The organism is Leuconostoc lactis KCTC 3528 = DSM 20202, from assembly GCF_014651235.1.
In the GTDB taxonomy this organism is placed as follows: Bacteria; Bacillota; Bacilli; order Lactobacillales; family Lactobacillaceae; genus Leuconostoc; species Leuconostoc lactis.
Window position 1 is genome coordinate 1 of the sequence record NZ_BMWM01000026.1, and the last position, 23,550, is coordinate 23,550.

Annotated in this window: 29 protein-coding genes; 12 read left to right on the top strand and 17 right to left on the bottom strand. The window is 40.0% G+C overall.

What is annotated here, in order from left to right:
- From IE039_RS06990 to IE039_RS07030, 9 genes are all read right to left on the bottom strand, one after another.
- On the bottom strand, positions 1-260 hold a 260-nt coding region (locus IE039_RS06990; protein ID WP_189428949.1), incomplete at its 3' end, for a transposase.
- Positions 261-561: 301 nt separating this feature from the next.
- Complete coding sequence (locus IE039_RS06995) at positions 562-1,158, bottom strand: hypothetical protein (RefSeq protein WP_189428950.1); 597 nt, start codon at positions 1,156-1,158, stop codon at positions 562-564.
- A gap of 2 nt (positions 1,159-1,160) precedes the next feature.
- A complete protein-coding gene (locus IE039_RS07000; RefSeq protein ID WP_010006606.1) occupies positions 1,161-1,718 on the bottom strand; it encodes a hypothetical protein in 558 nt (185 codons plus the stop codon).
- Between the two features lie 2 nt (positions 1,719-1,720).
- On the bottom strand, positions 1,721-2,146 hold the full coding sequence (locus IE039_RS07005; RefSeq protein ID WP_010006605.1) for a glutaredoxin family protein: 426 nt from the start codon (positions 2,144-2,146) through the stop codon (positions 1,721-1,723).
- A gap of 12 nt (positions 2,147-2,158) precedes the next feature.
- The gene (locus IE039_RS07010; protein ID WP_010006604.1) at positions 2,159-3,409 is read right to left on the bottom strand and encodes a phage tail tip lysozyme; all 1,251 of its coding nucleotides are present in this window, start codon (positions 3,407-3,409) and stop codon (positions 2,159-2,161) included.
- Positions 3,410-3,412: 3 nt separating this feature from the next.
- A complete protein-coding gene (locus IE039_RS07015; protein ID WP_004901748.1) occupies positions 3,413-3,607 on the bottom strand; it encodes a hypothetical protein in 195 nt (64 codons plus the stop codon).
- Between the two features lies 1 nt (position 3,608).
- Positions 3,609-5,564, bottom strand: a complete 1,956-nt coding sequence (locus IE039_RS07020; protein ID WP_189428951.1) for a putative type IV secretion/conjugal transfer ATPase — start codon at positions 5,562-5,564, stop codon at positions 3,609-3,611.
- Positions 5,565-5,566: 2 nt separating this feature from the next.
- On the bottom strand, positions 5,567-6,220 hold the full coding sequence (locus tag IE039_RS07025; protein ID WP_019040987.1) for a TraC-like domain-containing protein: 654 nt from the start codon (positions 6,218-6,220) through the stop codon (positions 5,567-5,569).
- On the bottom strand, positions 6,220-6,549 hold the full coding sequence (locus IE039_RS07030) for a hypothetical protein (protein ID WP_010006602.1): 330 nt from the start codon (positions 6,547-6,549) through the stop codon (positions 6,220-6,222). The genes IE039_RS07025 and IE039_RS07030 overlap by 1 nt, the downstream gene beginning before the upstream one ends.
- A gap of 368 nt (positions 6,550-6,917) precedes the next feature.
- Between IE039_RS07030 and IE039_RS07035 the strand changes: the two genes are divergently transcribed.
- Together IE039_RS07035 and IE039_RS07040 are read left to right on the top strand one after the other, a co-directional pair.
- Positions 6,918-7,697 carry a ParA family protein gene (locus IE039_RS07035; RefSeq protein WP_004901756.1) on the top strand — a complete coding sequence of 260 codons (780 nt, stop codon included), beginning with the start codon at positions 6,918-6,920 and terminating at the stop codon, positions 7,695-7,697.
- Entirely contained in the window at positions 7,697-7,978 is a 282-nt protein-coding gene (locus tag IE039_RS07040; RefSeq protein ID WP_004901759.1) for a hypothetical protein, read from the top strand. The genes IE039_RS07035 and IE039_RS07040 overlap by 1 nt, the downstream gene beginning before the upstream one ends.
- A 52-nt stretch (positions 7,979-8,030) precedes the next feature.
- Here IE039_RS07040 and IE039_RS07045 read toward each other — a convergent pair whose 3' ends face one another.
- The 7 genes from IE039_RS07045 to IE039_RS07075 form a co-directional block, all read right to left on the bottom strand.
- The gene (locus IE039_RS07045; RefSeq protein WP_004901761.1) at positions 8,031-8,546 is read right to left on the bottom strand and encodes a hypothetical protein; all 516 of its coding nucleotides are present in this window, start codon (positions 8,544-8,546) and stop codon (positions 8,031-8,033) included.
- A gap of 62 nt (positions 8,547-8,608) precedes the next feature.
- A complete protein-coding gene (locus IE039_RS07050) occupies positions 8,609-10,714 on the bottom strand; it encodes a pLS20_p028 family conjugation system transmembrane protein (RefSeq protein ID WP_010006601.1) in 2,106 nt (701 codons plus the stop codon).
- Positions 10,711-13,731 carry a type IV secretory system conjugative DNA transfer family protein gene (locus IE039_RS07055; RefSeq protein ID WP_189428952.1) on the bottom strand — a complete coding sequence of 1,007 codons (3,021 nt, stop codon included), beginning with the start codon at positions 13,729-13,731 and terminating at the stop codon, positions 10,711-10,713. Before IE039_RS07055 ends, IE039_RS07050 begins: the two co-directional genes overlap by 4 nt.
- Entirely contained in the window at positions 13,718-15,616 is a 1,899-nt protein-coding gene (locus tag IE039_RS07060) for an AAA family ATPase (RefSeq protein ID WP_004915930.1), read from the bottom strand. Before IE039_RS07060 ends, IE039_RS07055 begins: the two co-directional genes overlap by 14 nt.
- Positions 15,613-16,095 (bottom strand): hypothetical protein, encoded by a 483-nt coding sequence (locus IE039_RS07065; RefSeq protein ID WP_010006598.1) that lies wholly within the window; start codon positions 16,093-16,095, stop codon positions 15,613-15,615. Before IE039_RS07065 ends, IE039_RS07060 begins: the two co-directional genes overlap by 4 nt.
- A 13-nt stretch (positions 16,096-16,108) precedes the next feature.
- Positions 16,109-18,376 carry a toprim domain-containing protein gene (locus IE039_RS07070; RefSeq protein WP_010006597.1) on the bottom strand — a complete coding sequence of 756 codons (2,268 nt, stop codon included), beginning with the start codon at positions 18,374-18,376 and terminating at the stop codon, positions 16,109-16,111.
- Positions 18,363-18,629: a hypothetical protein gene (locus IE039_RS07075; RefSeq protein ID WP_002814593.1), complete on the bottom strand. Its 267-nt coding sequence runs from the start codon at positions 18,627-18,629 to the stop codon at positions 18,363-18,365. Before IE039_RS07075 ends, IE039_RS07070 begins: the two co-directional genes overlap by 14 nt.
- 456 nt (positions 18,630-19,085) lie before the next feature.
- On the opposite strand from IE039_RS07075, the gene IE039_RS07080 reads away from it, so the two are divergent.
- From IE039_RS07080 to IE039_RS07125, 10 genes are all read left to right on the top strand, one after another.
- A complete protein-coding gene (locus tag IE039_RS07080) occupies positions 19,086-19,454 on the top strand; it encodes a hypothetical protein (protein WP_010006596.1) in 369 nt (122 codons plus the stop codon).
- Between the two features lie 3 nt (positions 19,455-19,457).
- Positions 19,458-19,802 carry a hypothetical protein gene (locus IE039_RS07085; protein WP_036067271.1) on the top strand — a complete coding sequence of 115 codons (345 nt, stop codon included), beginning with the start codon at positions 19,458-19,460 and terminating at the stop codon, positions 19,800-19,802.
- A 10-nt stretch (positions 19,803-19,812) separates the two neighbouring features.
- A complete protein-coding gene (locus IE039_RS07090; protein WP_004915925.1) occupies positions 19,813-20,184 on the top strand; it encodes a hypothetical protein in 372 nt (123 codons plus the stop codon).
- Positions 20,171-20,383, top strand: coding sequence for a hypothetical protein (locus IE039_RS07095; protein ID WP_004915924.1), 213 nt, complete (start codon positions 20,171-20,173; stop codon positions 20,381-20,383). Before IE039_RS07090 ends, IE039_RS07095 begins: the two co-directional genes overlap by 14 nt.
- Positions 20,384-20,655: 272 nt before the next feature.
- Complete coding sequence (locus IE039_RS07100) at positions 20,656-20,961, top strand: hypothetical protein (RefSeq protein ID WP_002814577.1); 306 nt, start codon at positions 20,656-20,658, stop codon at positions 20,959-20,961.
- The gene (locus IE039_RS07105; RefSeq protein ID WP_004915922.1) at positions 20,961-21,404 is read left to right on the top strand and encodes a hypothetical protein; all 444 of its coding nucleotides are present in this window, start codon (positions 20,961-20,963) and stop codon (positions 21,402-21,404) included. The genes IE039_RS07100 and IE039_RS07105 overlap by 1 nt, the downstream gene beginning before the upstream one ends.
- A complete protein-coding gene (locus IE039_RS07110) occupies positions 21,397-21,600 on the top strand; it encodes a hypothetical protein (RefSeq protein ID WP_004915920.1) in 204 nt (67 codons plus the stop codon). Before IE039_RS07105 ends, IE039_RS07110 begins: the two co-directional genes overlap by 8 nt.
- A gap of 34 nt (positions 21,601-21,634) precedes the next feature.
- Positions 21,635-21,829: a hypothetical protein gene (locus tag IE039_RS07115; protein WP_004901793.1), complete on the top strand. Its 195-nt coding sequence runs from the start codon at positions 21,635-21,637 to the stop codon at positions 21,827-21,829.
- Positions 21,830-22,276: 447 nt separating this feature from the next.
- Positions 22,277-22,507 carry a hypothetical protein gene (locus tag IE039_RS07120; protein WP_010006590.1) on the top strand — a complete coding sequence of 77 codons (231 nt, stop codon included), beginning with the start codon at positions 22,277-22,279 and terminating at the stop codon, positions 22,505-22,507.
- Positions 22,488-22,811, top strand: coding sequence for a hypothetical protein (locus IE039_RS07125; protein WP_010006589.1), 324 nt, complete (start codon positions 22,488-22,490; stop codon positions 22,809-22,811). Before IE039_RS07120 ends, IE039_RS07125 begins: the two co-directional genes overlap by 20 nt.
- A 396-nt stretch (positions 22,812-23,207) precedes the next feature.
- Here IE039_RS07125 and IE039_RS07130 read toward each other — a convergent pair whose 3' ends face one another.
- Entirely contained in the window at positions 23,208-23,492 is a 285-nt protein-coding gene (locus tag IE039_RS07130) for a MazG nucleotide pyrophosphohydrolase domain-containing protein (protein ID WP_189428953.1), read from the bottom strand.
- Between the last annotated feature and the right edge of the window lie 58 nt (positions 23,493-23,550).

A 23,550-nucleotide genomic window follows, 5' to 3' on the forward strand; every position in this document is an offset into this window, starting at 1 on the left:
CCCAGCAAAACGGCCGCAATTTTTAAAATTTCGTTTTCTTCTTTGAGTCTTGCGACTTCTTTCTGCATTGCGTTAAATTGGGCACGAGTCACTGGCTTACCAGTAACGTCCGTCCCAATGATTTGGGCTTTCTTCACCCAACCCGTGACGGTTTGTACAGCCAAATGGTATTCATTGGCTAGAGAATTAGCAGCACGTCCCTCGTTATACAAGGTGACAATTGATGACTTAAATTCTGTTGAGTATCGCTTAGCTTTCATAATATAAAAAAACTCCTATACTTGATTATCTCGGATTATGCCCTAGAAATAAAGCAGTCCGGATTTTCAGTATACGAGCACAACATTTATAATTTTTGGTGTTGAAAATCCATAAGCAGTAAGTAACAATTTATTCATTGTTAATAAAATCCTTCTTCTTTAAAATGTTAATTTATATAAGATATATTAGAATATTATTCTAGCACAAATTAATATTTATAATTTATCAAACATTTGTGAATAAGAATTTTGAAAATGAGCTTTATAATCTAATCAAAAAATGTTGATTTTTTATTTTATGCTACAACACACTGCTGTCACTTTGTAATTGATAAGTTCCGATGCGGTCTAATTGTGTCACGAGATTTGTTTTAGGATTGTAGCTGACATTATAGACAAAACGTGTGGTGGCATCTGCCGAGTCCTTGAGATGGCTTTTAACAAAAACAATTACCTTCCCCTTCACTTCTGTGGCACTTGCTGAGGTGGGTAGAAAATCCATGTGATCATAGGTCATTACCACACCTGTCTGTGTAATCATTTTATCAGGATCAGCCTTGAAGTCTAAACTATTTTTGACGACATCCTGAGTCACATAAGGTGTCATCTGTTTGGCTTTGGCATCAAATTCCTTTTGAGAGGCAATTGTCCAATCGAGAGTAAATAGTTTATCAAGCAAAGTAGAGGTAGCCGAAACATTAGGTTGCTTTGAATCTAGTACCGTACCGACCTTTGATTTCTTCTTGATGAGTTGGCTTTGTTGCACGGCTAGTTCATTTGAAGCACTTTGATGCGTTTTAACAGCGACTTGAGTAGCTAACCAAAAGCCCAGTCCAGCAATCACCATCAACGCTGGCATAACCCAAAGTAAGGCGATTTTTTTATTAACTTTTGACATGGTTATTTCCTTCCTGAGGTATCTTTTACAGCACCCGTTTGGAGTTCTGTAATTTTGCCATTTTCAATGTGCATCAATAGTGTTGTGCTGGTTTCCTCTTTGCCTAATTTATATTTAACCGTCCCAAATCCTAGACCTGAGCCTTCGGCTGCTTTGGAATAGACAATATCATTGCTTTCTAAAAGAAAAGTTGGCACACCTTCATCCACATCACCATCAAACGTTGCCCCTAGAAAAGCTGACACAACGTCATCGGTTGCTACACTGCTTTTAGCATCTGACTTATTTAACTTTGGTAAGATGGCAAACATTTCATTGAGAAAAGTATTGCCAATTTTCTGAATGTTTTGCGTATCTCGAATATCAGCGGTTTTAACCTTATCAAGTTGTTTAGCTTGAACACTATACTGACTTGACTTAGCTTTTGTTGCCTTGATTTCTTGATGCACGATATTCACACTCTTGACCGTGCGTTGATAGCTAAGTCCTTGCTGGACTAAAAACAGGCAAGCAAGCGTTAACACAAACGCGTAAACCCATTTTAAATTGAATTTTGTCATGGTTAATCTCCTGCGACCACTTTGGCAATCGTTTTGTTGTTGTTTGAACTGGTACTGTCAATCACTTGATTACCTTTCAAAGCAATCACTGTGGGTACTTGTGACACACCATACTTAGCAAGATATGCTTGTGCATCAGGCTTCTTGACGTTGATGACAACATAATCAATTGTCTTTTGATGTGTCTTGATCGTCTTTTTAATCGTGCTACGCGCTTTTTTACAGTCAGGGCAACCAGGCTTATGTAAGATTAAGACTGTTTTTTGCTTGCTACCAGCATCTAACTGGTCAATCTTGTCAGCGAAGTTCTTGGTATCTGGATAACCATTCACTTCCGTGTTGTAATAATAAGTTCCACCAATTGCAGTCAATAACGCAATGACGGCTAAAGAGAACACTGCAATGACCCATTTCTTTAATTTATTCATATTTGAATACTCCTATTTATCTGTTTTGCCTGTACTAGAGTCAAATGGCCCACTAGAAATAACAACGTTAGTGCCTGCCTTTGCAGGTAGCTTGAGATAAAGCCCAGGGGATTTTAGTCCTTTACTTTCGGGCGCCCAATTATATTGATCTTTTGTTTGTACGGCGAAGTGAACGTGAATACCTGTTGCTTCACCAGTTTGTCCTTCATGACTAATGTGTTGACCAGCAGAAACCTTATCACCTGTATTGACAACAATGGCTGACTGAGTTGGTGCGTGACCGTAATAGGTAAACACCCCGTCAGTGCCTTTAATCACTAGCCAATTACCCCCAACGCTATCAAAGCTTTTGGCTACTACCGTGCCATCATGAACAGCGTACACATTACTTTCACCACCAGACATAGTGTGGTTGACGGTTTGAAAATCGACACCATAATGTTCTGCGCCTGTTAGGCCTGCATAGTTTGGATAGCCACCTGTTATGTTGTATTTTCCTTTAACTGGTAAGCCATCTGTGTTGGTATCCAACCCTGTGTCACATGAGGCATCAGACATAGCACTTGAATTGGCATCGCTTGAGGTATCACTAGAACCCGAGTCGTTGTTGCCGCCATCAAAGACATCAATATCACCTGCATAATCTAGTTTGAAAACCTTTTTGACTTCTTCGGCAGTTTTTGCGGTGTCGGCGACTTTTCGTTGTGGATCATTTTCTCCGACCCCTTCAAACTTTGTATCCCAAGCCACTATTGAACTGTTAATGTTGTTAGCGGCCGCTAAGCCAATTAGAGTTGCTTTATGACTACTATGCAATTCATTGATTGCCAGTTGAACTTGTGCTTGCACTGTATCAGCTGTGTCACCATAGCGATTTCCGTTAATACCTCCAGCACCCCACTGCCAAATGCCTTTTACCGAGCCAGCCGGATTGACGGCTTTCGAATTAAAGCCACTTTCTCTAAGACCAATCGCAATTGCAGCAGCGATATTGTCGCCCGACATTTTAATTTCTTTATGAAAACGGTCAATTGCATGTTGTATGGCTTTGTGCGTTGCTGAGTTGGGATCTTTCCAATCGCCACCGATTGAAGTGCCACCATCATCAATGGTTGTATCATCATTCCAACAAATGGCATTCTGTGTTGAAAAGACCATGACACACATTAAGGCAATAACTGATATTGACAGAATTGCTGTGGTAATGATGCCGATGATGACATACAAACGGCGCTTCTTATCTTGCATCCAACGTTCTAACATGGTCTAACCTCCGATTAAAAGGCTGAGGCCTTTGAGAATAAAAACAAAAACAAAACCACCAATGACATACCAAATAATTTTGTTATCCACTGGTTGAGGCTTTTGACCTTTGTCATAGTTTTCAACGATTTGTTGCGCCTCTTGCTTCATTTTTTCACGGTTATCACGCGCCTTCTTTAATGGATGTGGCAATTTCATCTTACAGTCCTCCACCAAACAAATTAATTTCTGAGTCATTAAGATCAACGTGCATAAACGTAGATTGCTTACCCACCAAGTTCATTAAGAAATCACCTTGATCTAATCCTTGTAGCGCTTGTAGTTGACCATCAGTGATATTAGTTTCACTCACCACACTACGTAAACGGGTTGTATCCGTTTTTGATAGACGTCCAATCGTTTGCTTTGGGAATCGGCCGAAGAAGGAAGATGCGGCACGACTAGCCTCAGTGTCTGATGCATTACCTGTTGGCACAACATTTTTGAGTCCTGGGAAGATAGCAAACATCCCGAAGAAATCTTTACCGTGTTGCGCCATCATGTTGTCACCGAAGGTAATGCCTAATGAATGTTTAGCATTGAAAATATCATCCGCTTCATCCTGTATCCACCAGAAATATTTTGGTGGATTACCATTGTTGTTGGCCTGAGTTGAGACTTCACCACGTTTAATGCGCTCACGTTGCTTAGTTCCATTAATCGTGATGTAGCTTTCCATCAAAGACAAAATGGTAAAGTATTGGGCGTTGTAGAGATCATCTTCTAATCTTGAAAGACCACTCGTATCAAAACGAATCAAACGCTCACCAGACAGATCAGGCATGGTCGTTACACCATTCACCATGTCGCCATGGTTTTGTATTAAGCTGCTAATTGTCGATAAGATGTTATCCAAACGTTCTACGGCAGGCTGTGTCATGTTGCGCGTCAGCATGCTACGGGTTTCTAGGAAGGTTTGAAAATCTTCGAGAATTGGATAGTCTTCATTTCGTAGCCCAATCACGCGTAGATCTTGTGGGTTATCTTTTGGTGATAATGACCACATACGACGTTCAACGTAGAAATCAGTGATCAGGTTACCCAACATTTCTAATTCTTTTTTATTTGCTTGCGGGTTAAGCGTAGCGTAGTAAGTAATCATCTTTGTGCGGTGTTGGTTGAAGCTAGCAATGACATCAACATTACCATTGGCATCTAAGACTGTCCCAAACACTTGCATCAAATTGATAATGTTTTGACTGCCATCAAGTGTCAAAGTGACACCATAATAATAATTGACGAGATCACGCCATTCATTAGACTTATCAAATACCCAAACTGTATCACCACGAGAAACTAATGGACCCAAGTTCTTTTTGGCAAACGAGCTTTTACCTGAGCGCTCACCACCCACAACTAGGTTATAAGCGGTTAACTGCGTACGGTGGTCGTTGTAGCTGGGATCATACATAACCTCACCACGTTGCATCGTCAAACCCATGTATGAACCACGAGGATGTGCGATAAAGGTTTGGTTGAAAGCATAAGAACCAGCTAACGCATAGGCTTTCATTGGAAATCCTTTGTCCTTAATCGTTTGATTTTCAATAGACATGGCGGGCATAAAAAACTGTTGGAAGTGTGTCAATTGCTCAGAAGGATAGACTTTCATGCGGTAGTTAGAAAGCTGTTGTTGAATTTCTTTAACACGATGACGTAATTCTTCTGGAGAAACATCTGACACCAATAACCTAACGTAGACACGTTTGTAAATTTCACGACCATTGCGGGCTTCATTCAAATCTTGTAGCGTAATGTCAGCATCTTGTTCGGCTTCCAACGCATCACCTTGTGAGGTCACCTCACTGCGGGCCTTACTACGCAACGTGTTAGTAGCTGTTTCAAGTGCTTTTTGCACTTCAAACTTGTTTTCAGTCCCAATCTTAATGTCTACAATGGTGTTCTTGTGATTAATGAGTTCCTTAAACCAGCCTTGTAATTGTTCATTTTTGGGATAGTCGTAGACGTTAATAATGGCACTACTTGCCATACCATCATCAAAGTAGGTGGTGTGAAATTCAATGCCACTAGGGTTTTGAACTTCTTCAATAAGTTCTAAATTATAGCCGCGTGCTTTTAGAGCGGAACGTTTTGCTGTATTTAAACTTGTGCGCATGCTTATTTTTCCTCCAGTTCTAAGGTTTCCCCAGGATTGTTAATTTGGTACATGACCATCTTTTTACGATTAATTGAGACTGGCTCAGGTGTAAATGCCATACCTGCGTGTGCCATAAAGTCACGGCGGTTTTTATCTAAGGCAGCTAAGGTCTTACCATAGAGCACAGCGGTATATTCTTGGTGCTTAATGTCACCGACCACATTTTTTTCAATATTAATTTCTTGCAAAATAGTTTGACGCATCATTAACAATTGTTGGTAGTGACGATCATCTAGGTCACCACTATTTAATTGACTCTCCACTCTCACTAACTCTTGTCCCCATGAAGCTTGCTGGATACGCGTGTCAGCAGGTAGTTGACTAACAAAAATATCAAAGTCTTCAACATAAACTGATAACAATTGATGAAAATCAGCGATAATGGCGTTAGAACTCTTATCACCTTCTGCATTCAGGAAATCCAAATCTTTTCCAGGAAGGTTCAGCATGTCAGCGTACGTGTCATCGGCCAATAAAATTGGATGCCCCTTTTTATTCAAAATATCTTTATAAGGTAAAGCAAAGTAGATTGGAATTGGTTTGTGGTTGTCTAATGCTTGTTTGACAACGGTTAAACCCCGTCCCTTTTGAGTTTGTTTAGCTTTTATTCCCATTAGTTTTCCTCTCGTTTCTTGTTTTCAGTAATCGCAGTTAGATCACCTGTGGCGTGCTTGCTGGACTTTAAGATGCCACGTAGAATTTCTTGATACATGAGACCCATGGGGTTACTTGGACTAGGTAAAATCAAAAAGCCAGCTAGCAGCGCATTACTGATAATCAGGATTAGTCCATACCTGCCAATGTTGTAAGGATAGAAAGACTTAATCATCAGGTAAGTAATCCCAAAAACAATGACTAATACGAAGATTCGTTCCATCGTGAAAAACATCCACCGTGACACTTTCTTCCAAATATTGCGTCCAGGGGTAAAGTGTTCATACATATAATTGCTCCTTTAACAAGTTATTTTTGCCTGGATTGAAGTTCAATCTGTGGTCAGTGTACAAGGTATCGAAAGAATGTCATAAAGGTAAATGGTTTTTCCTGAGCCAAAGAAAAAGCCCCTGCACGAACAGGAGACAATGATTTGCTTGTTATCTTTTTGTGTATCCAATCTATATAAGATATTGATAGATGTGTATATATTCATCTTATAACACAAACATACCTTTACTTATATTTAAAGTATAGTATATTGATATACATGTTATACGTATGATATAATATATATGTAAACAAGTTTTACATGCCTGGATTGATGGTTTCATCGTTATTTCGTTTTGACAAATAAAATAACTAAGGAGCTTCATCATGAGTAAAACAATTACATTTTCAGCATCTAAAGGTGGCGTTGGTAAAACAACGATGACATTTAACTTTGCAAGTTTTCTGGTTCGACAAGGCTACAAGGTTTTGTTAATTGATTCAGACTATCAAGGTAACTTGTCCTCTACCTATGAAAGCTATACTAATAAAAATACGCTATATGACGTCTTTACAGGCGGTTTAGCCCAAATTAGACAAATCACCCCACAATTAGGTTTGTTACCTGCTAGCCCTCATTTAGACGAATTAGAAGGTACATTACAATCAAAGAATAATAAAAACTTTTTGATGATGATGTGGCTTCAAGATCACCTTGAGGAAATCAAAGATTATGACTATATTCTAATTGACACCCATCCAGAATTCGGAACGTTAACGAAGAATATGATTGCCGTTTCTGATTATGTTGTGGTGCCACTAGAACCCTCAGAGTATGGTTTTATTCAATCAAAACAACAATTTGATTTACGGATGAAAGAGTTCCGTGATGATGCCGTTGATATTAGAACACGCGAATCACTGATTGAAGCGAAAGTTTTGTACCTTGCAAATCGTGTAAAGCATAATACCCGTTCAAGTCATGAGTTTGGGCAGCTTATTGACCAAATTGAAAACCTTGTCGCTGTCTTAAATGAGCGTGAAGTGTTTAATAGTTCAACCATGCTTAAAACCCCAGTGTTTGATTTAGAACAAGCCAAGCGCAACCCTAAAACCCTGCAGCAAATTAATGATGCTTATCAAAAGCTATTAGAAAGTGTGAAATAATGGATTACGATAAAAAAGACCCCCGTATGTTTGATGAAGTCAGTGCTCAAAAACAAATGGCAGATGCGTTTAGTCGAGACGAACCACAATCAGAGGTATCGTTAGGTGAAGGGTTTAAGTTACCTTCTTCAAATCATAGTAGTCGTAAAATACAAACGACTTACACCATTCGCCCTGAGATAAAGCAAGGGATTGAGAAATTAGCAAGCAAACAAGGATTCCGCTCATCAAGCGCCTTTGTAGATCTAGTGCTTGAGCAAGTCTTAAATCAATCAAAATGATTTAGGGCAAAAAAGGCAGTGATTTTTAAGTAATCACTGCCTTTTAATTTAGCTATTTCTTTATATCATCAGGATTAACACCTGGGTATTGTTTATTGAACTCTTTCACTGTATTAAAGTAGTTTGACGGGGTTCCCTTATCTTGTATTTCCTTAGCCCAATTATCTAAAGGATATAGCATTTGAGTATCGCTATTTTCAATAGTGGTAGATGTGCCAAAGCTTTCCTTCACACCATCTTTATGCCGATCATCCAAATTCATTGACATATAGGAGTTAGCCCATTTTTGGAAATCGGCTTTTGTCCATGATGTAAAATACTCTTTTCCATTTACTTCCAGGACGTGACCACTCATTTTTGCAGCTTTTTTAGCATAGGCTTTTTCATTGTTCTTGTCTTGAACTGAGGTGGATGCGGATGAAGCCTTAGCACTTGACACGTAACTTGATGATTGTGCCTCAGGACTGTTTTGTTTTTGTCGGTGCAACATGGCTAACAAAATTCCGATAACGATAATTCCAATCACCACAATTGTAATCCAAATTTTATTTTGCTTAATTTTCTCCATCAGTATACTCCCTAAAATCAACTACTGTTAGTTTTACCGTATTAGCCCACAAATTAAAAGTTTCACTTGTCCTCTTTACTTGATACGCTTTGTTGATTCTGCATTTTCGCTTTTTGTTTTGCAATAACACTCTCAGCCCAGGCGCGATCCTTTTCTTTTTGTTGCGCTGCTGTCAACGGTTGAGTCACCGTCTTTTTGCCAGGCAATGTACCGCTCAAACTTGGGGTGTTTGGACGTGACATGGTTGCTGGTGTTGCACCGACTCCCTTAGGTTGAACAACTGTTCCACCACTCACAATTGGCTTAGTTGAATTAGCAGCGCTAGACTTGGGTGCATTAGTTCTAGTAGGTAAGCCACGGTGTGCATCTGACATAGCGTGGCTCATGTTAGATTGAGGCGTATTTGCTGTATCCGTTGGATGAGCATTAGGTGAATCTGTCGCTGCCTTTGAAAGTGCTTCATGAACATTACGTGGTTGAGAAGAATTAGATGGTGAATCGCCACTACCTGCTTTGGGTGTCACAGGCGAATAACGTTTGTTAAAGGCTTCAACGGCTTGTTGTCCTCCTGCAAAGTTGTCGGCGACACCACCAGCATAATCTTTGACATTGCCAACGGCTTTATTCACGCTACCTTTAACTTTATCACCAGCCGCACGACCAGTGTTTTTCAATAAACTACCTGGATGTTTCATTGCTCCGACTGTACGTCCTGCTACCTCAGCCGCCTTTGCCGCCTTACCTGTGGCTTGTACGGATGCATCGACACCAGTATCATTTAAGCTATGATCAGTCAGTGCTTTACTATTATCTAAGGCTTGATTGCCACCTGAGTTGGCAATCTTCTTACCTAGTTCACGATTCTTCTTTTTCTGTTCTGGTGAAATTGCGTTGAGCCCCTTGCCAATATTTTTCTTGGCAACCCTTGTGGCGCCACCTACCATGTGAGCAGCTTGATTGGCTAACATCATCGAAGCAACAGGATTATGACCTGAGCGAACACCAGTCCATTGTTCAATCATTTCAAAGCCGCCTGCGAGCCCTTTACCACCAGCTAACAGAGCGGCAATCGACAAAATTGTAAATGGCCACATATCTAGACCTAAACCATTAATGGTATTAAAGGCAAATTCTACCCAGGCAAAGAAGAAGATTAATGAAATTGGCATCATGACAATACCTGTTATTTGTCCCTCAATCATTCCCAGAACTTGTTGGACACGTTTGCCTTGTGTGCCATCTCTGAGGCCAAAGTAAATAATGGATCCTGCCATAAAAGCCATTTTATAGACTGAGGACAGCAAACGCACAATCGCACCGACTACGACGATAATAAAGACGATTTCACCACCAATAATGCCTAACCAATTAGTTTTCATAACTGGATAATCATCCGCAAATGTCTTACCCAGAACAAGTGAGTCACCGGTAATATCAACCATGTTGCCATTGCCACCTATTTTTTTGGTAAATACAGACTTTTGAGCGTCACTTAAACCGTCGGTGTAACCAGCATCACTCATTACTGAGTGGAAATCCGAACCTTCAATTTGATCATTAGTTAAAACATGTTGGTTCTTATATTTTGATAAGTCAAAATTATTTTTTGCTAATTCCTTTAAATTTGTAGAATTACCCTGCCATAATTGTGTAACAATGTTCTTGTCCTTTGTACCGGATGTATCATTGACCGTGGCTGTCCCAATGCCGCTCATCAATCCAATCGCCCAGGGTAAAGCCGTGATAACGGCAACTGTAATGGTTATACCCTTAGGCCATTCCCTACCCTTGCGACCAGAAGTAGCGGTATATTGTATCCACTGCACCATCATCATGATGCCAAATATGACAAAACCCAGGTACAGAAAGTCTTTAAGAATATTACCTAAATTCCAATTTTGATAAACATCGCTATTTGGCTCAAAAAAGATATTCATAAAGTCTAACAGTTTGAAAGATGACTGATAAGCCGTAAAGACTGCATTCGCAATGTAATAGAAAATCAATGCAATGCTGTGCATGAATAACATGATCAGCGTTAAGAAAATATGTGGCAATGGTGATAGGTATTGCGACCATTGGTTGTAAAAATCGGCTGTTGGGCCATTATTAGGTAAAGTTGGTAAACTACCTGCTAATGTATTGATGCCCGAGAATAGATTTGTCATTCGACTTCTCCTTGAGTTGTTGCAGCTTTAAGCTGCTTATATATTTCCCACATGTATGCGGGTTCGTTGTTTAGTAATCGTAGAACTTTACCGTTATTATTGTTGCCAGAAAGTGTCAGATATTTGCCACGATTTAAGTAAGCAACGGCACTGTTTTGTTCTTCCGTTTTATTTGAGCGTGGTATCCTCATTTTGATGGATTTCTCTACAATTTGACGTAGCTCAACATTGTCTAGTTGTTCTTCGGTCATAAATGGTTCATCAGGGTTAAAGTCATGTTTCCACTGCAAGTAACGTTCCTCATCAGAGAGTTCTTGTTGTGTTTGCACTGTCGCTGTTTCGATACCTTGATGCGCTTTGGCCAAAATGTTGTTGATTTCATCATCAGCTAACGTGTTGAGTTGACGATTATCAATTTGATTGCCATCTGCGCCTTCTTCCTCAATTTCTAGTTGAACTTGTTGATCTAGCTCATCAAAGTAAGGCACAAAGTCATGATAGAGGTCATCATATTTCAAATCGTTATGCTGCGCTTTGATGTTCAAGTCTGCCGTATAGTAATCAAGTGAATACTGCTTACCCAATAATTCGTAGGCAAACGGCATTCGGTAAGCACCCGTAGAGAAAATTGGCAAAGGTCTAACTGATCTTCCCTTCTTATCCGCACGTTTGATCGTACGGATGGTAATCATCTCACGCGGACTCAATTCACTAATTTCTTTGGCATCTAACAGCCGAACCTTGCTAACTTGTGCATGACGGTTACCACGATCTTGACGATCTAACCCAATCTGTGAATTGACTGATTCAGTTTGGACTTCGACCTCACCTAATTGTTTGGATAAGGCTTCATTAGTTGGCTCATCATTAGTTAAAATGTGGAACCAGTTACCCGTGTTACCATTGATGTCATTGGTTTCCATTTCAGAATAATGCAATCGTGGTTGTGTTAAGGTTTGAATATACAAATCAACCAAATGCCCGTAGGTTAAACCACGCGTTAGAATATTGGTAAAACCTGGAATACGTGGGAACATAGAAAACTCATTGAGCTTATAAAGGATCCAACTGTCCATTTTCCTGCGGGTAATCGTTGAAGCAATATCGGTGTTAACCGAGAAGACTTGTGAGATAAACAAGCTGGCCAAAGCAGAGAAATCATCGTTAGATTGTGGCGTGATGATGAAGACTGCCATTGGATTTTCTGAGTAACGCAAGGTAACACCTGGTGTCTCAGTAGTGCTTTGTGGTTTAATCTGATCAACCAGGCATTGGATGACAGGCTGCTTAGAAAACAAGTCCCGCTTAATCTTGCCATTGAGTAATTTTCGTTGTACAATCTTACCAGTCAATGTAAACTTTTGTTTACGCATCGCAATTGAATTGCCGTCATTATCGAGTGACAACTCAATTTGCCATGAGACGGGTAAATGGTTATGAATCGGATAAGTTAGCGTGCCTGATTGGGACACGGTTAGCTTGTCCTTTTCTATTGCATGCTTTTTACCTGATTCATAAACATGAATGCTAACATAAACCCCTTTATAGCGGTCAGAGAACTTAATCTTTAGCATTCTTGGAAACCCTAAATCGGTCAAATTGATAGTGTTGAAGGTTGTCAAACGTGTGATTGACTCTGAGGCAAACAAATTCAAACGATTCATAACTGAGAAAGAAATTGATGATTTTGTATCCCCTGTGGCAGATAGGTACTCAGCGGCGTTTAGAATAATCATATTGCGCGCTGGTGTTCGCGGTAGTTTACCAATGTTAGTAATGTACTTAGTTAAGCCATCACCTTCCTTGTCCGTGAACTTGTTCATATCATTGATGAACTGCAAAACGTTTGAGATGGTCACCATTGATTTGTCCTGGTGACGTACAGCAATATCTAATACCGTGAGCATGACTGCCTGGATGGTACTTTCAGCGGCACTATCCCAAATATCTTTGTGGCTACTTTCTTCACCACTGGAACCACCAATAACCTGTACAACCTTACGCAATTCCGTATTGGCACTGTCCCAGTCACCATCAAAGGCATAATCAATCGCAATTTCAAGTGGATTCCAGGACTCAGACTCACTTGGCTCCATGATATTAAGTAGTTTCACGTCATAACCTGCTGTGCGTAATGACTTGTAACTCATTTTGGCATCTTCGTTTTTGGCATCAGTATCAATAATGTTCCATTTGATTTCGGCACGACGAATGATGTCAATTAAGGTATAGCCTCGCATTTGGTCTTTTGAAGAACGCGTCATCCCAGTGGTCTTTGAATGTGTGTTACTAGTATCCACCCAATAAAAACCATCAAAACCGCCTTGAACATTCAGTTGCTTTTCAAATAACTTTGGCAAACGTACCAGTAAAACGGGACGTATTTTTTTGTACACCCCGCTAAATTCTAGTGAATTCATACCTAGTGGTCGCTTAAACCATTGCCACGCCCACAGGAACGGATGAATCATAAAGAATTCGAAGGTGTATCCTTGTGTGTGCAGCACTGGTTGTCCTGGACGACCCTTAAAATTCTTATTGCGATCAGGAATCAATTTGTAAACCTTATCCACCTCACGTACTTCCGCAAAACGATTGGTATTACGAGTTTGGTCTCTAAACAATTGGTACCAGTCATAGATGCGTTGGAAGACATATTTTTTGAGTAGGAGTAACAAGCAAATGATTAGTACCACGCTTGTCACTAAAGTTAGTCGCGACAGAATAGTGAAAATATTGAGTGGATTGAGCACAGTGACTGTCATGTTCATGACATCATTGAATTCAGGCCATTGAGCAACACCACTTTGCATGTAGAACTTAAACGCTTGAGCGTATGGCCCAACAATGCGAATAATCAAATCAACTATGATGGTGATATACAATGAAACAACGATGACACCAATAGTTGCTATAATGCCATACAACCACAAGAACCAGGGACGACCACGCCAACGAATGTAACTTTCGCGCATGAATTGTCTTTCGGCACGATAATCTTTTTTAAATAGCTTCATTATCTGCTGCCTCCCTAGCTGTGGAAACCACAACTTGCCATTCACCATAAGGACTTGTCAAAGATGGTGGATTACCAATGGCTCTAAAGATGAAAGTATCAAAGTCCTGTCCTAGTCCTTGTCGCTTTTGGATAATTGCGGCAGACACTGGATCACTCACATACGTAGCAATCGTGTCATCAATTGGTCTGACTCCTCGAGACGGTTTATAACCAACGTCTGCGATGTAGTTGGCAATTGGTGAGCTGACTTCCTGTGTACCATTTAGATACTCAAAGCCCAGGTCAAATGATGGGATATAGCGTGCCACTTCTTGTGTGTCAAAAACAATATTGAAACCACTCCCTTGTGCTTTTTGATTGAGTCGTGACAACTTCAATTCAACAATTCGCACCATGTCCGCCATCTTTAAGACATCAAAGACAATAATGGCACCAATTCTTGCGATAAACTCAGGACGGTAACCATCACTTTGCAAGGCAATTTCGAGTTGTTCTTCAAAATTTGCTTGACGCTTTTTGTCTTCTTTAACAGCATCTGATTTGGCATCACGATTCATCACTGCTGTGGCCCCTGAGTTGGTTGTCATGACAACGATTAAGTCTTTAAAGTTAATGACCCGACCATATTCATCACTCAAACGACCATCATCTAAGACCTGCAAAAGTAAATCCATGACTTCTGGATCAGCCTTTTCAATTTCATCCAACAACAATACGGCATAAGGCGTGTGCCTGACTCTAGTTGTGAGTTGATCTTTAAATCTTTCTAGGCTAGTCCCTGCAAACTTAAACTCAGACATATCAAAGCGAATAAAGTTTTGAGCGTTACCAAATAGATTTAGCGCTAGTTGTTTGGCGGTCTCAGTCTTACCAACACCAGTTGGCCCCATAAAGAGAAATGACTCAGGCTTTGAGGTATCGGCCAGACCTGCCTCACGATTAGTCAGTTTCATCGCAACTTTTTCTAAGGCTGTGTCTTGACCAATCACCTGGCTTTTTAGTCTTGGTAACAGGTTTAATAATCGTTCATCAGACGTCTGATTAATGACATATTCAGGCACATGATAATCATCATGGATGATTGTGGCAACATCTGTGTCTTCTAAACTAGATTTATTAGCTAATCGTGCGACACTTAACGCACCATCTAGCAACATAATTGCCTTTTCAGGAAAGTAACGGTCAGTGATATAGCGTTGTGATAGTGCCATAATTCTGTCTTGTACTGTTTCTGTCACTTCAATACCGTTATTTAGTTGTAAGGCGACTTTAGACAAAACACGCTTCGTTTGTTCAAAGCTCAGTTCTGGCACTTCAATCAAATCAAATCGCCGCATCAGTGCGCCATCACGCGCCACATATTCGTGAAATTCTTTCGTAGTCGTTGCTCCAATAATTTGGAGATCATCACGACTCAGAGCTGGTTTGATAATATTACCCGCATCCAATGAACTGCCTGATGTTTCAGCACCAGTGCCAACAATTTGATGAATTTCATCAATAAAGGCAATCACTGTATCTTTATTGGCAATCAATTCATCAATGATGGCTTGGAATTTATGAGCAAATGACTCACCATCGCTACTTTTCATTAAGTTGGCCAAACTAATTTGAACTAAGTGCTTGCCTTTGAGGGAAGAAACTGAGGTACTTAACAATTGACGTGCCAGGTCTTCCACAATGGCCGTTTTACCAACGCCAGGTAGCCCAACTAATAAAGGCGCATTTTGAATCTGTTTCATCAAGGAGACCATGATACGACGCGTAATACTTTCACGTTCGTAGGCATGATACTTTTCTGGATCAGACATCACTTTGGCACTAATGTCTGTTGTATAGCAATCAAGGTAAGGCGTGGTATTGTTTTGTTTTAATTCAATCATTCATTCCCTCCTTGGTCGGTGACGGGATCACCATAATTCGTATTGCTTTCAGGAACTTGATTGGCAGCATCATGTTCTCTGGCCAATTCTTCTAATTCGCTTGTACCCGCATCAATGTGATCAACTGCTTTTTGACGGCCAGCAATTAAACTTGTGTAGACATCAGTGCTTTTGGCATCATCTAATTGATGATTCAATTGGCCAAGTTCTGGCACTTCATCAGCGGCAATAAAATCACCTTCGGGATCATAAATTGAGATCACTTGTAATTTCTTGCCAACTTGTTGTAACACGGCCACCATCTCAATGCCTAAAATTGGATCGCCTGCTGGGAATAATTCGTGGTAGCGTCTGGTTTCAATTGTCAAAGCAATGGCGCCTGGTTGACCCTTTTCCTGGAAGGATAAAATATTAACTTCCGCAGACTTTGTAATGCCTGTGATAAAGCCTGTAACTTCTTGAATGTTTTCTTGTGACATGTGTTTGCTCCTTTTACATGTGTCGTGTACTTGTTTGATTAATGGCCTGATAGTTTTGTTCGACAACCGCTAACTTATCAGGCTTAAGCAATTTTGTTGTTTTTGGTTGGCGTACTTCACCGTTGCTCAAGTTATCCGATAAATACTGAGTAACATCCGTACTTGCTTTGAGTGCCTGACTAATGATTTTGCCAGTATTTTGACCCTCTAGCGCCTTTAAGTTCTTTGACCAACCCGCAATATAATCAACGCTTTTTTCACCAGGCTCAATGCCTAGGTTTTTAGTAATCACATAGCTGGATAACTCTGCCTGCGTTTCTTTAATGGCTGTGGGCCAATTATTTTGACTCTGCAAAGAATGAAGCTGCGCGTGCGCTATTTCGTGTGCTAAGGTGTGGATTTTATCGGTTGGGGTAAGATCACTGCGCAATAGGATATATTTTTCATCCTTATTAGTTTTTGATTGAACAAAGGCCCCTTTTGCTTGTCCCTGCCAGGTCATTGGCCGCTTGGCAATTTGTTCATCTACACCTTGGTCAATGACGGGCACTTTAAGTTTGTCGGCGAACTTCAACAACGTTTTATAGGCCGCATCCAAATGTTTTGGACTTTTATCAGTGGCTAAGTCAATTGGACGATTCGGTAACATGCTGGGCAACTGCTCAGCTATGGCATTGGTTTGACGAACATCAAATACGGTTTCGACTGGATAATGTTTTACACTGCGGACTTCCAATTGATTGTTATTGGCTAACTGTTTTTGTTCAGGCGTTGCATCCGCCCAACGTATCTTTTCACCATTGCTGTCAATAATGGTTTTCAAGTTTGTTGGGGCGCCAAATATTTTGATGCCCTTTTCCCCCTTATTAACTTGGATGCCATCAGCAGACCATTGTTTGTAGCCTTTTAACAAGGTGGCTTTTGGATTTTGTAGTTGAATCAACATTGAATTACGAGCCGAATAATTTAAGCCAGTCGCGGTAAAGTCAAGGAGCTTTTTAAGTTCAGCGGGATCTTGTTGGTACTTGGCCACCTTTCCCATTGCCTCTTGAATTATCTGCTTATTCTTCAAAGCATTTTCCTTACGACGATCAGCTTTGGAACGACGTTCTTTACTCTTTTTAGGTGTTTTTTCGTCAACTACTGGCTTAACAGGTTGAATGGTACTCATTTTGACATCCACATAATCTGGTTCGCTTGTTTGTGTCTCTTGCACTGCAAGTTTTTCTAAGGCATCTAAGCGATTAGCATTATCCGTCATACTCATAACGCGCCGCCCTGTAACACCTGCTTTAAGTTGCTCGTTCCAATCTTTGCCTTGCAAGGGAATATGACGCTCTGCTTCAATCGCTTCACCAGTAATTGGGTTTTTAAAGCTAAAACGATCAAAATAATCAGCGGCTTTAAACCCTGCGACATCGTTGTCAAAAGCCACAATGATCTTATTAAATTTGGCTTGCTTAGCAGCAACCGCATCATTCAAATATTGCAAGCCACGCTTAGCATCAGTGCCAGACACAGACAATAGCGTGGCGTTACTTTTCACCATGTCTTGATGATTTTGTTGTGCATAACTCAATAAATCAATTGGGCTTTCAAATAAAATCAATGTTTTATCACCTGAACCAAATGAGAGGTTATAACCCGTTGAGGTATCACTGCCAGCAAAGATTTTTTTGGATGTGCCACGCTTTTTGTAATGTTCAAAGTCTTGTTCAGTCCCTTGACGATCAGCGCCCACAATTTTGCCATTCACATCCTTCCAGGGAAAGATGACGGGGTTTTGATGCAACTTATCACCTTCACGGTAACGGCTACCTTGTACAACTGCGCCACTTTTCAATAAATTGTCAACGAACTGTGGATTGAGCTTGCGTTGATTAACTAAATAATCTTTGGCTACGTTTGTTTCTTGAGTTTTGAAGACCTTGTCATAATCAAACTTGTAACGCGGTGTGTTGTCTTCGTACAGTTTAGAGACATCAATATTTTCACCTTTGACAAAGCGCGCGTAGGCCAGTTGATTTTTAATAGCAGGACCTTTACTGTCACCATCTGATTTGCCTAATTCGTAGTAGTGGATGAAATCAACCAAATCACCTTTAACACCAGTCGAGTTCCAGACAAAACGGTTTAATTTTGTTCTAACCACCAAACTATCGTGATCAACCATGCGTAACTCAGTAGGAGTATCCGTTGTGTAAGGAATACCTTTCCAATCGCAATAGCCCCGAATTGGTAACAGTTTGAGTTGCGCACGTTCTTCCTTACTGATCGCCATGAGCTTGTCCTCCAACTTGTTTGTCAATTGGTAAGTGATTCAATTCAGCAAATGCCTGGTCAATATCATCTGTTTCCAAATTCATTTTGGCTAACAGTGATCGTCCCAATTCAGCCACAAGAGCGTCATTAAGTTGTTTGATGTCTTTTTTGATGGCCCGCTTTTCGTCTTGAATTGCCTTTGCTTGTAAATCTAGTTCATCCAAACGTGTTTGCTTTTCTTTGATTTGTTGGTCAATCGTTTTTTTAGCCATTTTGTAGCTCCCTTTTTGTTTAATATAGGGTCAATATACCAACCTTTTAAATAACCTCATAAAAGTAAATGGTTTTTCCTGAGACATCACAAACCTCCCCCAGTCCCCCTAATCATTAACTTGACAGGCGTGGTTATTACCACACCAGTAAAGTTAATTGGGGGTTCAAAAAAAGCCATCACATTCAAACGATTTTCAAACCGTTTAAATGTGATGGCTTTCCTGCCTGCTGGCTGTTATGCACCATCTATTCTTGCTTTTGTGACTACCAAAACTCTAACAAGTCAAGCAAATCTAAGGACTAAAGTCCAAAGATTTGGGGCTAAATTTGCAAGGCCAAGCACTGCGTGTCGCTACGCGAGCTTTGCAAACCCGCCCTGGCTTGTTTTAGTTTATCCGTTCACAACGCAATAAGAATAAATTGGTCACAAAACAGGCCAACAGGAGGACAAGACTATGGGCTTAGATATGTATTTACAAACAGAGAACAAGCAAACAGGTAAAGCCGTCATTATTCACTCATGGCGTAAAGCCAATCAAATTAGAGATTGGTTTGTAAGACGCTTTGACTTAGACCCTAATGACCAATTGAAGATTGCTATCACTCGTGATGACTTAGAGGCTTTAACGAGTGATATTGAACAGGTTTTGGCAAGCCATGCTTTGGCACTAGAGTTGTTACCAACAGCATCAGGGTTTTTCTTTGGTAGTACAGACTATGACGGCTATTATTTTGAAGTGTTGAGAGACACACGGCATTTTCTTCAGAAAGAATTTACTTACAACAGTGATTCAGAAAATTTGTACTATACAGAATGGTGGTGAAATATGAATATCAGAATTATTAGAATGGAGATCTACTTACAAAATTCTGTAATGGCACTCATTCCTAGCGGTGCTATTCAAGCCGTAGAACTTGTTTATCAAGCTAAAGACTATGATGAAGATGATTTAACGGCTAATGTTTGGTCAGGATTGGAAGACGAGTTATCCGAGCTAGGACTTTATTATCCCGTCAACAACAATTGGGTACACCATCAACATCTAAATGAGAAATTTGATAGATTAACAATTGGCTATGTCGCAGACAACAACATCACGGTCACAAACGAAATTCTAGTAAATCATATTCACGGCAGTATTGATGGTGATGAAAGACCAGATTGGATGTAAAGGAGACACTATGGCATGGTATGAACCTCATCAAGACTTGATAACTGACTATATGATGATTGAACAAAATATTTCAATAACTGCAGAATTACTGAGCTGGCGGGATTGCGACAAACAATTAAAACAAATTCGCTTGCAGGCGTATCGTAATGACTACAATGACGGTGACTATGACTATTTCTTCTCATTGCGGTTTGCAGAATATCCATTATCCAATCTTGTTTTTAATAAAGATGTGACGGAACTAGTATGTGGCAACCCCAAAGCCAGTGCAGCAACCATTCGTAAAAAGTTGTTTAAAATCATGAATGCATGGTGGCTAAACAGCCCAGACTATCACTCACCAAAATCAGACAAGGAGCAACAAAATGACAGAAACTAACCCATTTGAAATTGTAAATAAGCTAATCACTACCAATGGTGTGGTGATTGCAACCCTAAAAAATGGTGATGAGATAACCGTGGCTAGTAATGGTCTTGCGAGACATAACGGAACTTACTTCAAAGATTATGGAGACATTCTAGCGAGTGTTTCAATTGATACAATTCTTGACGCTATTGTTCAGTCAATATCTCAATAAAAAAAGCCATGACTATTTTTTAGTCATAGCCCTTCCCCCAGTCCCCCTGATCATTAACTTGACAGGCGTGGTTGATACCACACCAGTAAAGTTAATTGGGGGTTCAAAAGGCTCACTTCCGTTCGCATCGCACCAAATTGTTCTGTTTGCTCTGTGCCGTTTTCACAATCGCATGATAAAGAGTCTGTAAGGCGCAAGCGCCAAACAGTCTCTACAAAGCAACACAAGGACGTGGCAAGTTGCTGCGCAATCCTTGTGTTTCTTTGGTTATCATGCCAATTGTTACCCGTCACGACGCAACCAGCTCAATTGGAGCGATTGCCAACAGGAAAAAGTTTTGGAAAGGTTTATTTCTTATGGAAGTTTATTATCAACTTATTCGCAACAGCGGTCATACCGTGCGTTATGCCTCAACTGATAAGCAAGTTGTTCTCACGCATGGCTATCCAATTTATTTACAAATCTATGGCGCTAATCGTTCTACAGATTATATTTTGAAAGACACGTTTGCCTTTTTAGACACCCAATACGGCAACAATATTAAATTAGTCAATGTTGATGAACTGGAGAAAAAATAATGACAAAGCAATTCTATGATGATTTTAGCAAATTACCAATCGCCAAAATGGCACAATCAATCGCTGACATGACTTATTTGTTCAATGAGACCAAAGTGCCAACTAGTCACTATAAAGCGCAATTAAGTAAAGGCTTTGAAGAAATGGTTGAAGCAAGCGTTAGTGTTTCATTAGTCAACACCATTTTCAACACTTTGCAAGCTTTGCAAAAAGAAAGCCCAAAGTTATTTTATCAAGCTATGCTCTGCCTTGATACCAAAGTAAAGCCTAGCAGTATTACCCCCAGTCAATATCAAGCAATGGAATTTACTTGGTCACAATTTGAATTGAACAAAAAGAAAAATATCCTTGATAAGGACTTTATCCAAATGTTCAATCAAGTTGAAGAAAATGGACTGACCTATTACACGCAAAACCAACAGGAGACAGATGACAATGAATGATGAAGTGATTGAAAATATAGCAATACGTTACTTTTCTTGGTCTGATAAACAACCTCTGGGTGGCTCAGAAATACTGGTAAGCGAAAATCAAAGCAATAGTTCTGGCGAAATTGATTTATCAGATGATGAAGCACTGCGATTAAGCGCATTTATTATGGAAGAATTGGCTGAGGTTACCCTAAGAACCACAATTTAAGGAGAATAATACGGCAATCGTCAACGTTAAATACATGGAAACATTGGTTAGAACAGTGGTAGTTAATGTCCCTGATACACTCACAGATGAGCAGAAACTGACACAAGCTGTTGAAATTGGTAAACGTCACTATTTTGATGAAAAAGTGATTTTAGGGGCAGATGATTTAGATTTACGTGAAATCAGTGCGGAGTACAAACAAGAGACAACAGATTACGAGGAATTTTAATCACAAATAGGAGCGTGGCAATATGGGGACATTTGTTTTTAAATTATTTGTGTTAATCATTTTATTGGTTTACATACTCTATTACATAGTTGGTGTGATTATGATTGCACATGAAGATGATGAGCGGTAAAAATTTTTTGCCGTGCTCCCCAGACCCGCAAGCGGGATCAAACACGCTACGCTTGTCCTGCCAAGCTCTTGGGTGCCACTTCGCTTTGAGTCAAACATTGTGCCACAACCAGTGACTTGTAAGCTGTGGTGGTGATACCACAGCAACAAGCACTAGCCCAGAATAAAAGGGCTTCGTAAATTCGCTACGCTCACCCTTGTATTCTGCGCTGCTTGTGTCCCCATGTTCTTCGTCAAAACGAAATAACACACCAATCACAGGCAGGGCCGACAGGAAATGGTTTCTGCCTGGTGCGTACATAATCAAGGAGAACTACTATGAATCGAATTACCAAAGTTATCACTACTATTGCCGCAACAATTATCAGTTTGGATATTTTACTAATGGTCATCAATGGCACGATGCTGTATGTCTTACTCACCCTGGCTGGCTTTTATGTCTTAGCATGTTTGGCTTTTAAGCAGTCCGCTTATAAAGCGACGCGTAGCTGGATCGATACTGGTCACCTGCCCCATAAGGAGAAAACTCATGTCAAAACTCACAACTAAAACATTGTCTAACACTACTAATGCTAACGTGTTAGTCATTTTAAAAAGCAACGGTCAATATATCTATCCAGGTTTAGCACAAGAAATCTTTGACGATGTTATTTTTAGTCCGCGCATTTTAAAGCGGCTGCAACGCCTTTTTGTTGACCACCCGGATGGTCTGAGTGAATCAGGTCATGACTGGTATTTTGGTTATCTGGTCTGTGCTTATACGCAAACGCATTTTGGTATTAAGAATTTATTGAACTATCCCTCAGTGACAAAGGAGCTCTTTTCACTTTGTCTCAAACAACTCTCTAATTAGGAGGAACCTAGCATGTTAATCTTTTGTTTATGTTTATTAGCAATGTTTCTGTTTTGGCTATTTGGCCACATCATGGGCACCATCCTGTATTTGAGTATCCTATTTGTTGGTCATTTCATTTCATATTGGTACTTTTATTTATCACTTATTATTTTGATAAGTCTGGCTATTGTTTTTGGCATCAAAAGTATCTTAGCGATGCTGGTGCTAATTATTCTCATTCTTTCACTTGTATTAGCACTAATGATATATTGGCCGCGTCATCACAATTCATAACAAAATAAAAAGCCCTGAATAATCAGAGCTTTTACCGAACTATAACATTCGGTATCCAATGGTTAAGCGCGTTGTAAATGCCACTGGTATCATTTACGTTTATCATTACAGCATGAATTCTTAGTCTTCATGAAAGCGCTTTTTTGATTTGGTTTCGCTTTGAACAATTAGTTCGTCGACATCTAACTGATATTTCTCACTCAAAATCAAAACCCGGTCTAAAACATCGGCTAATTCTTCTTTGAGATGCTCATCAAGCTCCGTAGGTGTTTGTGATGTTTCACCGGGATGATCACGCCCCAGTTCAATGGCTCGCACTGTTTGTGCCAGCTCACCAACTTCTTCCATCAAAAAATTGAGTCGGATAAAGGGTGAATACTGATACCATTCACGTTGTTGGCAGATTGCAAGAAATAACTTGAACGAATTTAGTGACGTAGATTAAGTAAGAAGATCTCGATTG

Coding starts and splice junctions, on each gene's coding strand:
- IE039_RS06995 (WP_189428950.1), bottom strand. CDS start 1,158: ATGTCAAAAGTTAATAAAAAAATCGCCTTACTTTGGGTTATGCCAGCG.
- IE039_RS07000 (WP_010006606.1), bottom strand. CDS start 1,718: ATGACAAAATTCAATTTAAAATGGGTTTACGCGTTTGTGTTAACGCTT.
- IE039_RS07005 (WP_010006605.1), bottom strand. CDS start 2,146: ATGAATAAATTAAAGAAATGGGTCATTGCAGTGTTCTCTTTAGCCGTC.
- IE039_RS07010 (WP_010006604.1), bottom strand. CDS start 3,409: ATGTTAGAACGTTGGATGCAAGATAAGAAGCGCCGTTTGTATGTCATC.
- IE039_RS07015 (WP_004901748.1), bottom strand. CDS start 3,607: ATGAAATTGCCACATCCATTAAAGAAGGCGCGTGATAACCGTGAAAAA.
- IE039_RS07020 (WP_189428951.1), bottom strand. CDS start 5,564: ATGCGCACAAGTTTAAATACAGCAAAACGTTCCGCTCTAAAAGCACGC.
- IE039_RS07025 (WP_019040987.1), bottom strand. CDS start 6,220: ATGGGAATAAAAGCTAAACAAACTCAAAAGGGACGGGGTTTAACCGTT.
- IE039_RS07030 (WP_010006602.1), bottom strand. CDS start 6,549: ATGTATGAACACTTTACCCCTGGACGCAATATTTGGAAGAAAGTGTCA.
- IE039_RS07035 (WP_004901756.1), top strand. CDS start 6,918: ATGAGTAAAACAATTACATTTTCAGCATCTAAAGGTGGCGTTGGTAAA.
- IE039_RS07040 (WP_004901759.1), top strand. CDS start 7,697: ATGGATTACGATAAAAAAGACCCCCGTATGTTTGATGAAGTCAGTGCT.
- IE039_RS07045 (WP_004901761.1), bottom strand. CDS start 8,546: ATGGAGAAAATTAAGCAAAATAAAATTTGGATTACAATTGTGGTGATT.
- IE039_RS07050 (WP_010006601.1), bottom strand. CDS start 10,714: ATGACAAATCTATTCTCGGGCATCAATACATTAGCAGGTAGTTTACCA.
- IE039_RS07055 (WP_189428952.1), bottom strand. CDS start 13,731: ATGAAGCTATTTAAAAAAGATTATCGTGCCGAAAGACAATTCATGCGC.
- IE039_RS07060 (WP_004915930.1), bottom strand. CDS start 15,616: ATGATTGAATTAAAACAAAACAATACCACGCCTTACCTTGATTGCTAT.
- IE039_RS07065 (WP_010006598.1), bottom strand. CDS start 16,095: ATGTCACAAGAAAACATTCAAGAAGTTACAGGCTTTATCACAGGCATT.
- IE039_RS07070 (WP_010006597.1), bottom strand. CDS start 18,376: ATGGCGATCAGTAAGGAAGAACGTGCGCAACTCAAACTGTTACCAATT.
- IE039_RS07075 (WP_002814593.1), bottom strand. CDS start 18,629: ATGGCTAAAAAAACGATTGACCAACAAATCAAAGAAAAGCAAACACGT.
- IE039_RS07080 (WP_010006596.1), top strand. CDS start 19,086: ATGGGCTTAGATATGTATTTACAAACAGAGAACAAGCAAACAGGTAAA.
- IE039_RS07085 (WP_036067271.1), top strand. CDS start 19,458: ATGAATATCAGAATTATTAGAATGGAGATCTACTTACAAAATTCTGTA.
- IE039_RS07090 (WP_004915925.1), top strand. CDS start 19,813: ATGGCATGGTATGAACCTCATCAAGACTTGATAACTGACTATATGATG.
- IE039_RS07095 (WP_004915924.1), top strand. CDS start 20,171: ATGACAGAAACTAACCCATTTGAAATTGTAAATAAGCTAATCACTACC.
- IE039_RS07100 (WP_002814577.1), top strand. CDS start 20,656: ATGCCAATTGTTACCCGTCACGACGCAACCAGCTCAATTGGAGCGATT.
- IE039_RS07105 (WP_004915922.1), top strand. CDS start 20,961: ATGACAAAGCAATTCTATGATGATTTTAGCAAATTACCAATCGCCAAA.
- IE039_RS07110 (WP_004915920.1), top strand. CDS start 21,397: ATGAATGATGAAGTGATTGAAAATATAGCAATACGTTACTTTTCTTGG.
- IE039_RS07115 (WP_004901793.1), top strand. CDS start 21,635: ATGGAAACATTGGTTAGAACAGTGGTAGTTAATGTCCCTGATACACTC.
- IE039_RS07120 (WP_010006590.1), top strand. CDS start 22,277: ATGAATCGAATTACCAAAGTTATCACTACTATTGCCGCAACAATTATC.
- IE039_RS07125 (WP_010006589.1), top strand. CDS start 22,488: ATGTCAAAACTCACAACTAAAACATTGTCTAACACTACTAATGCTAAC.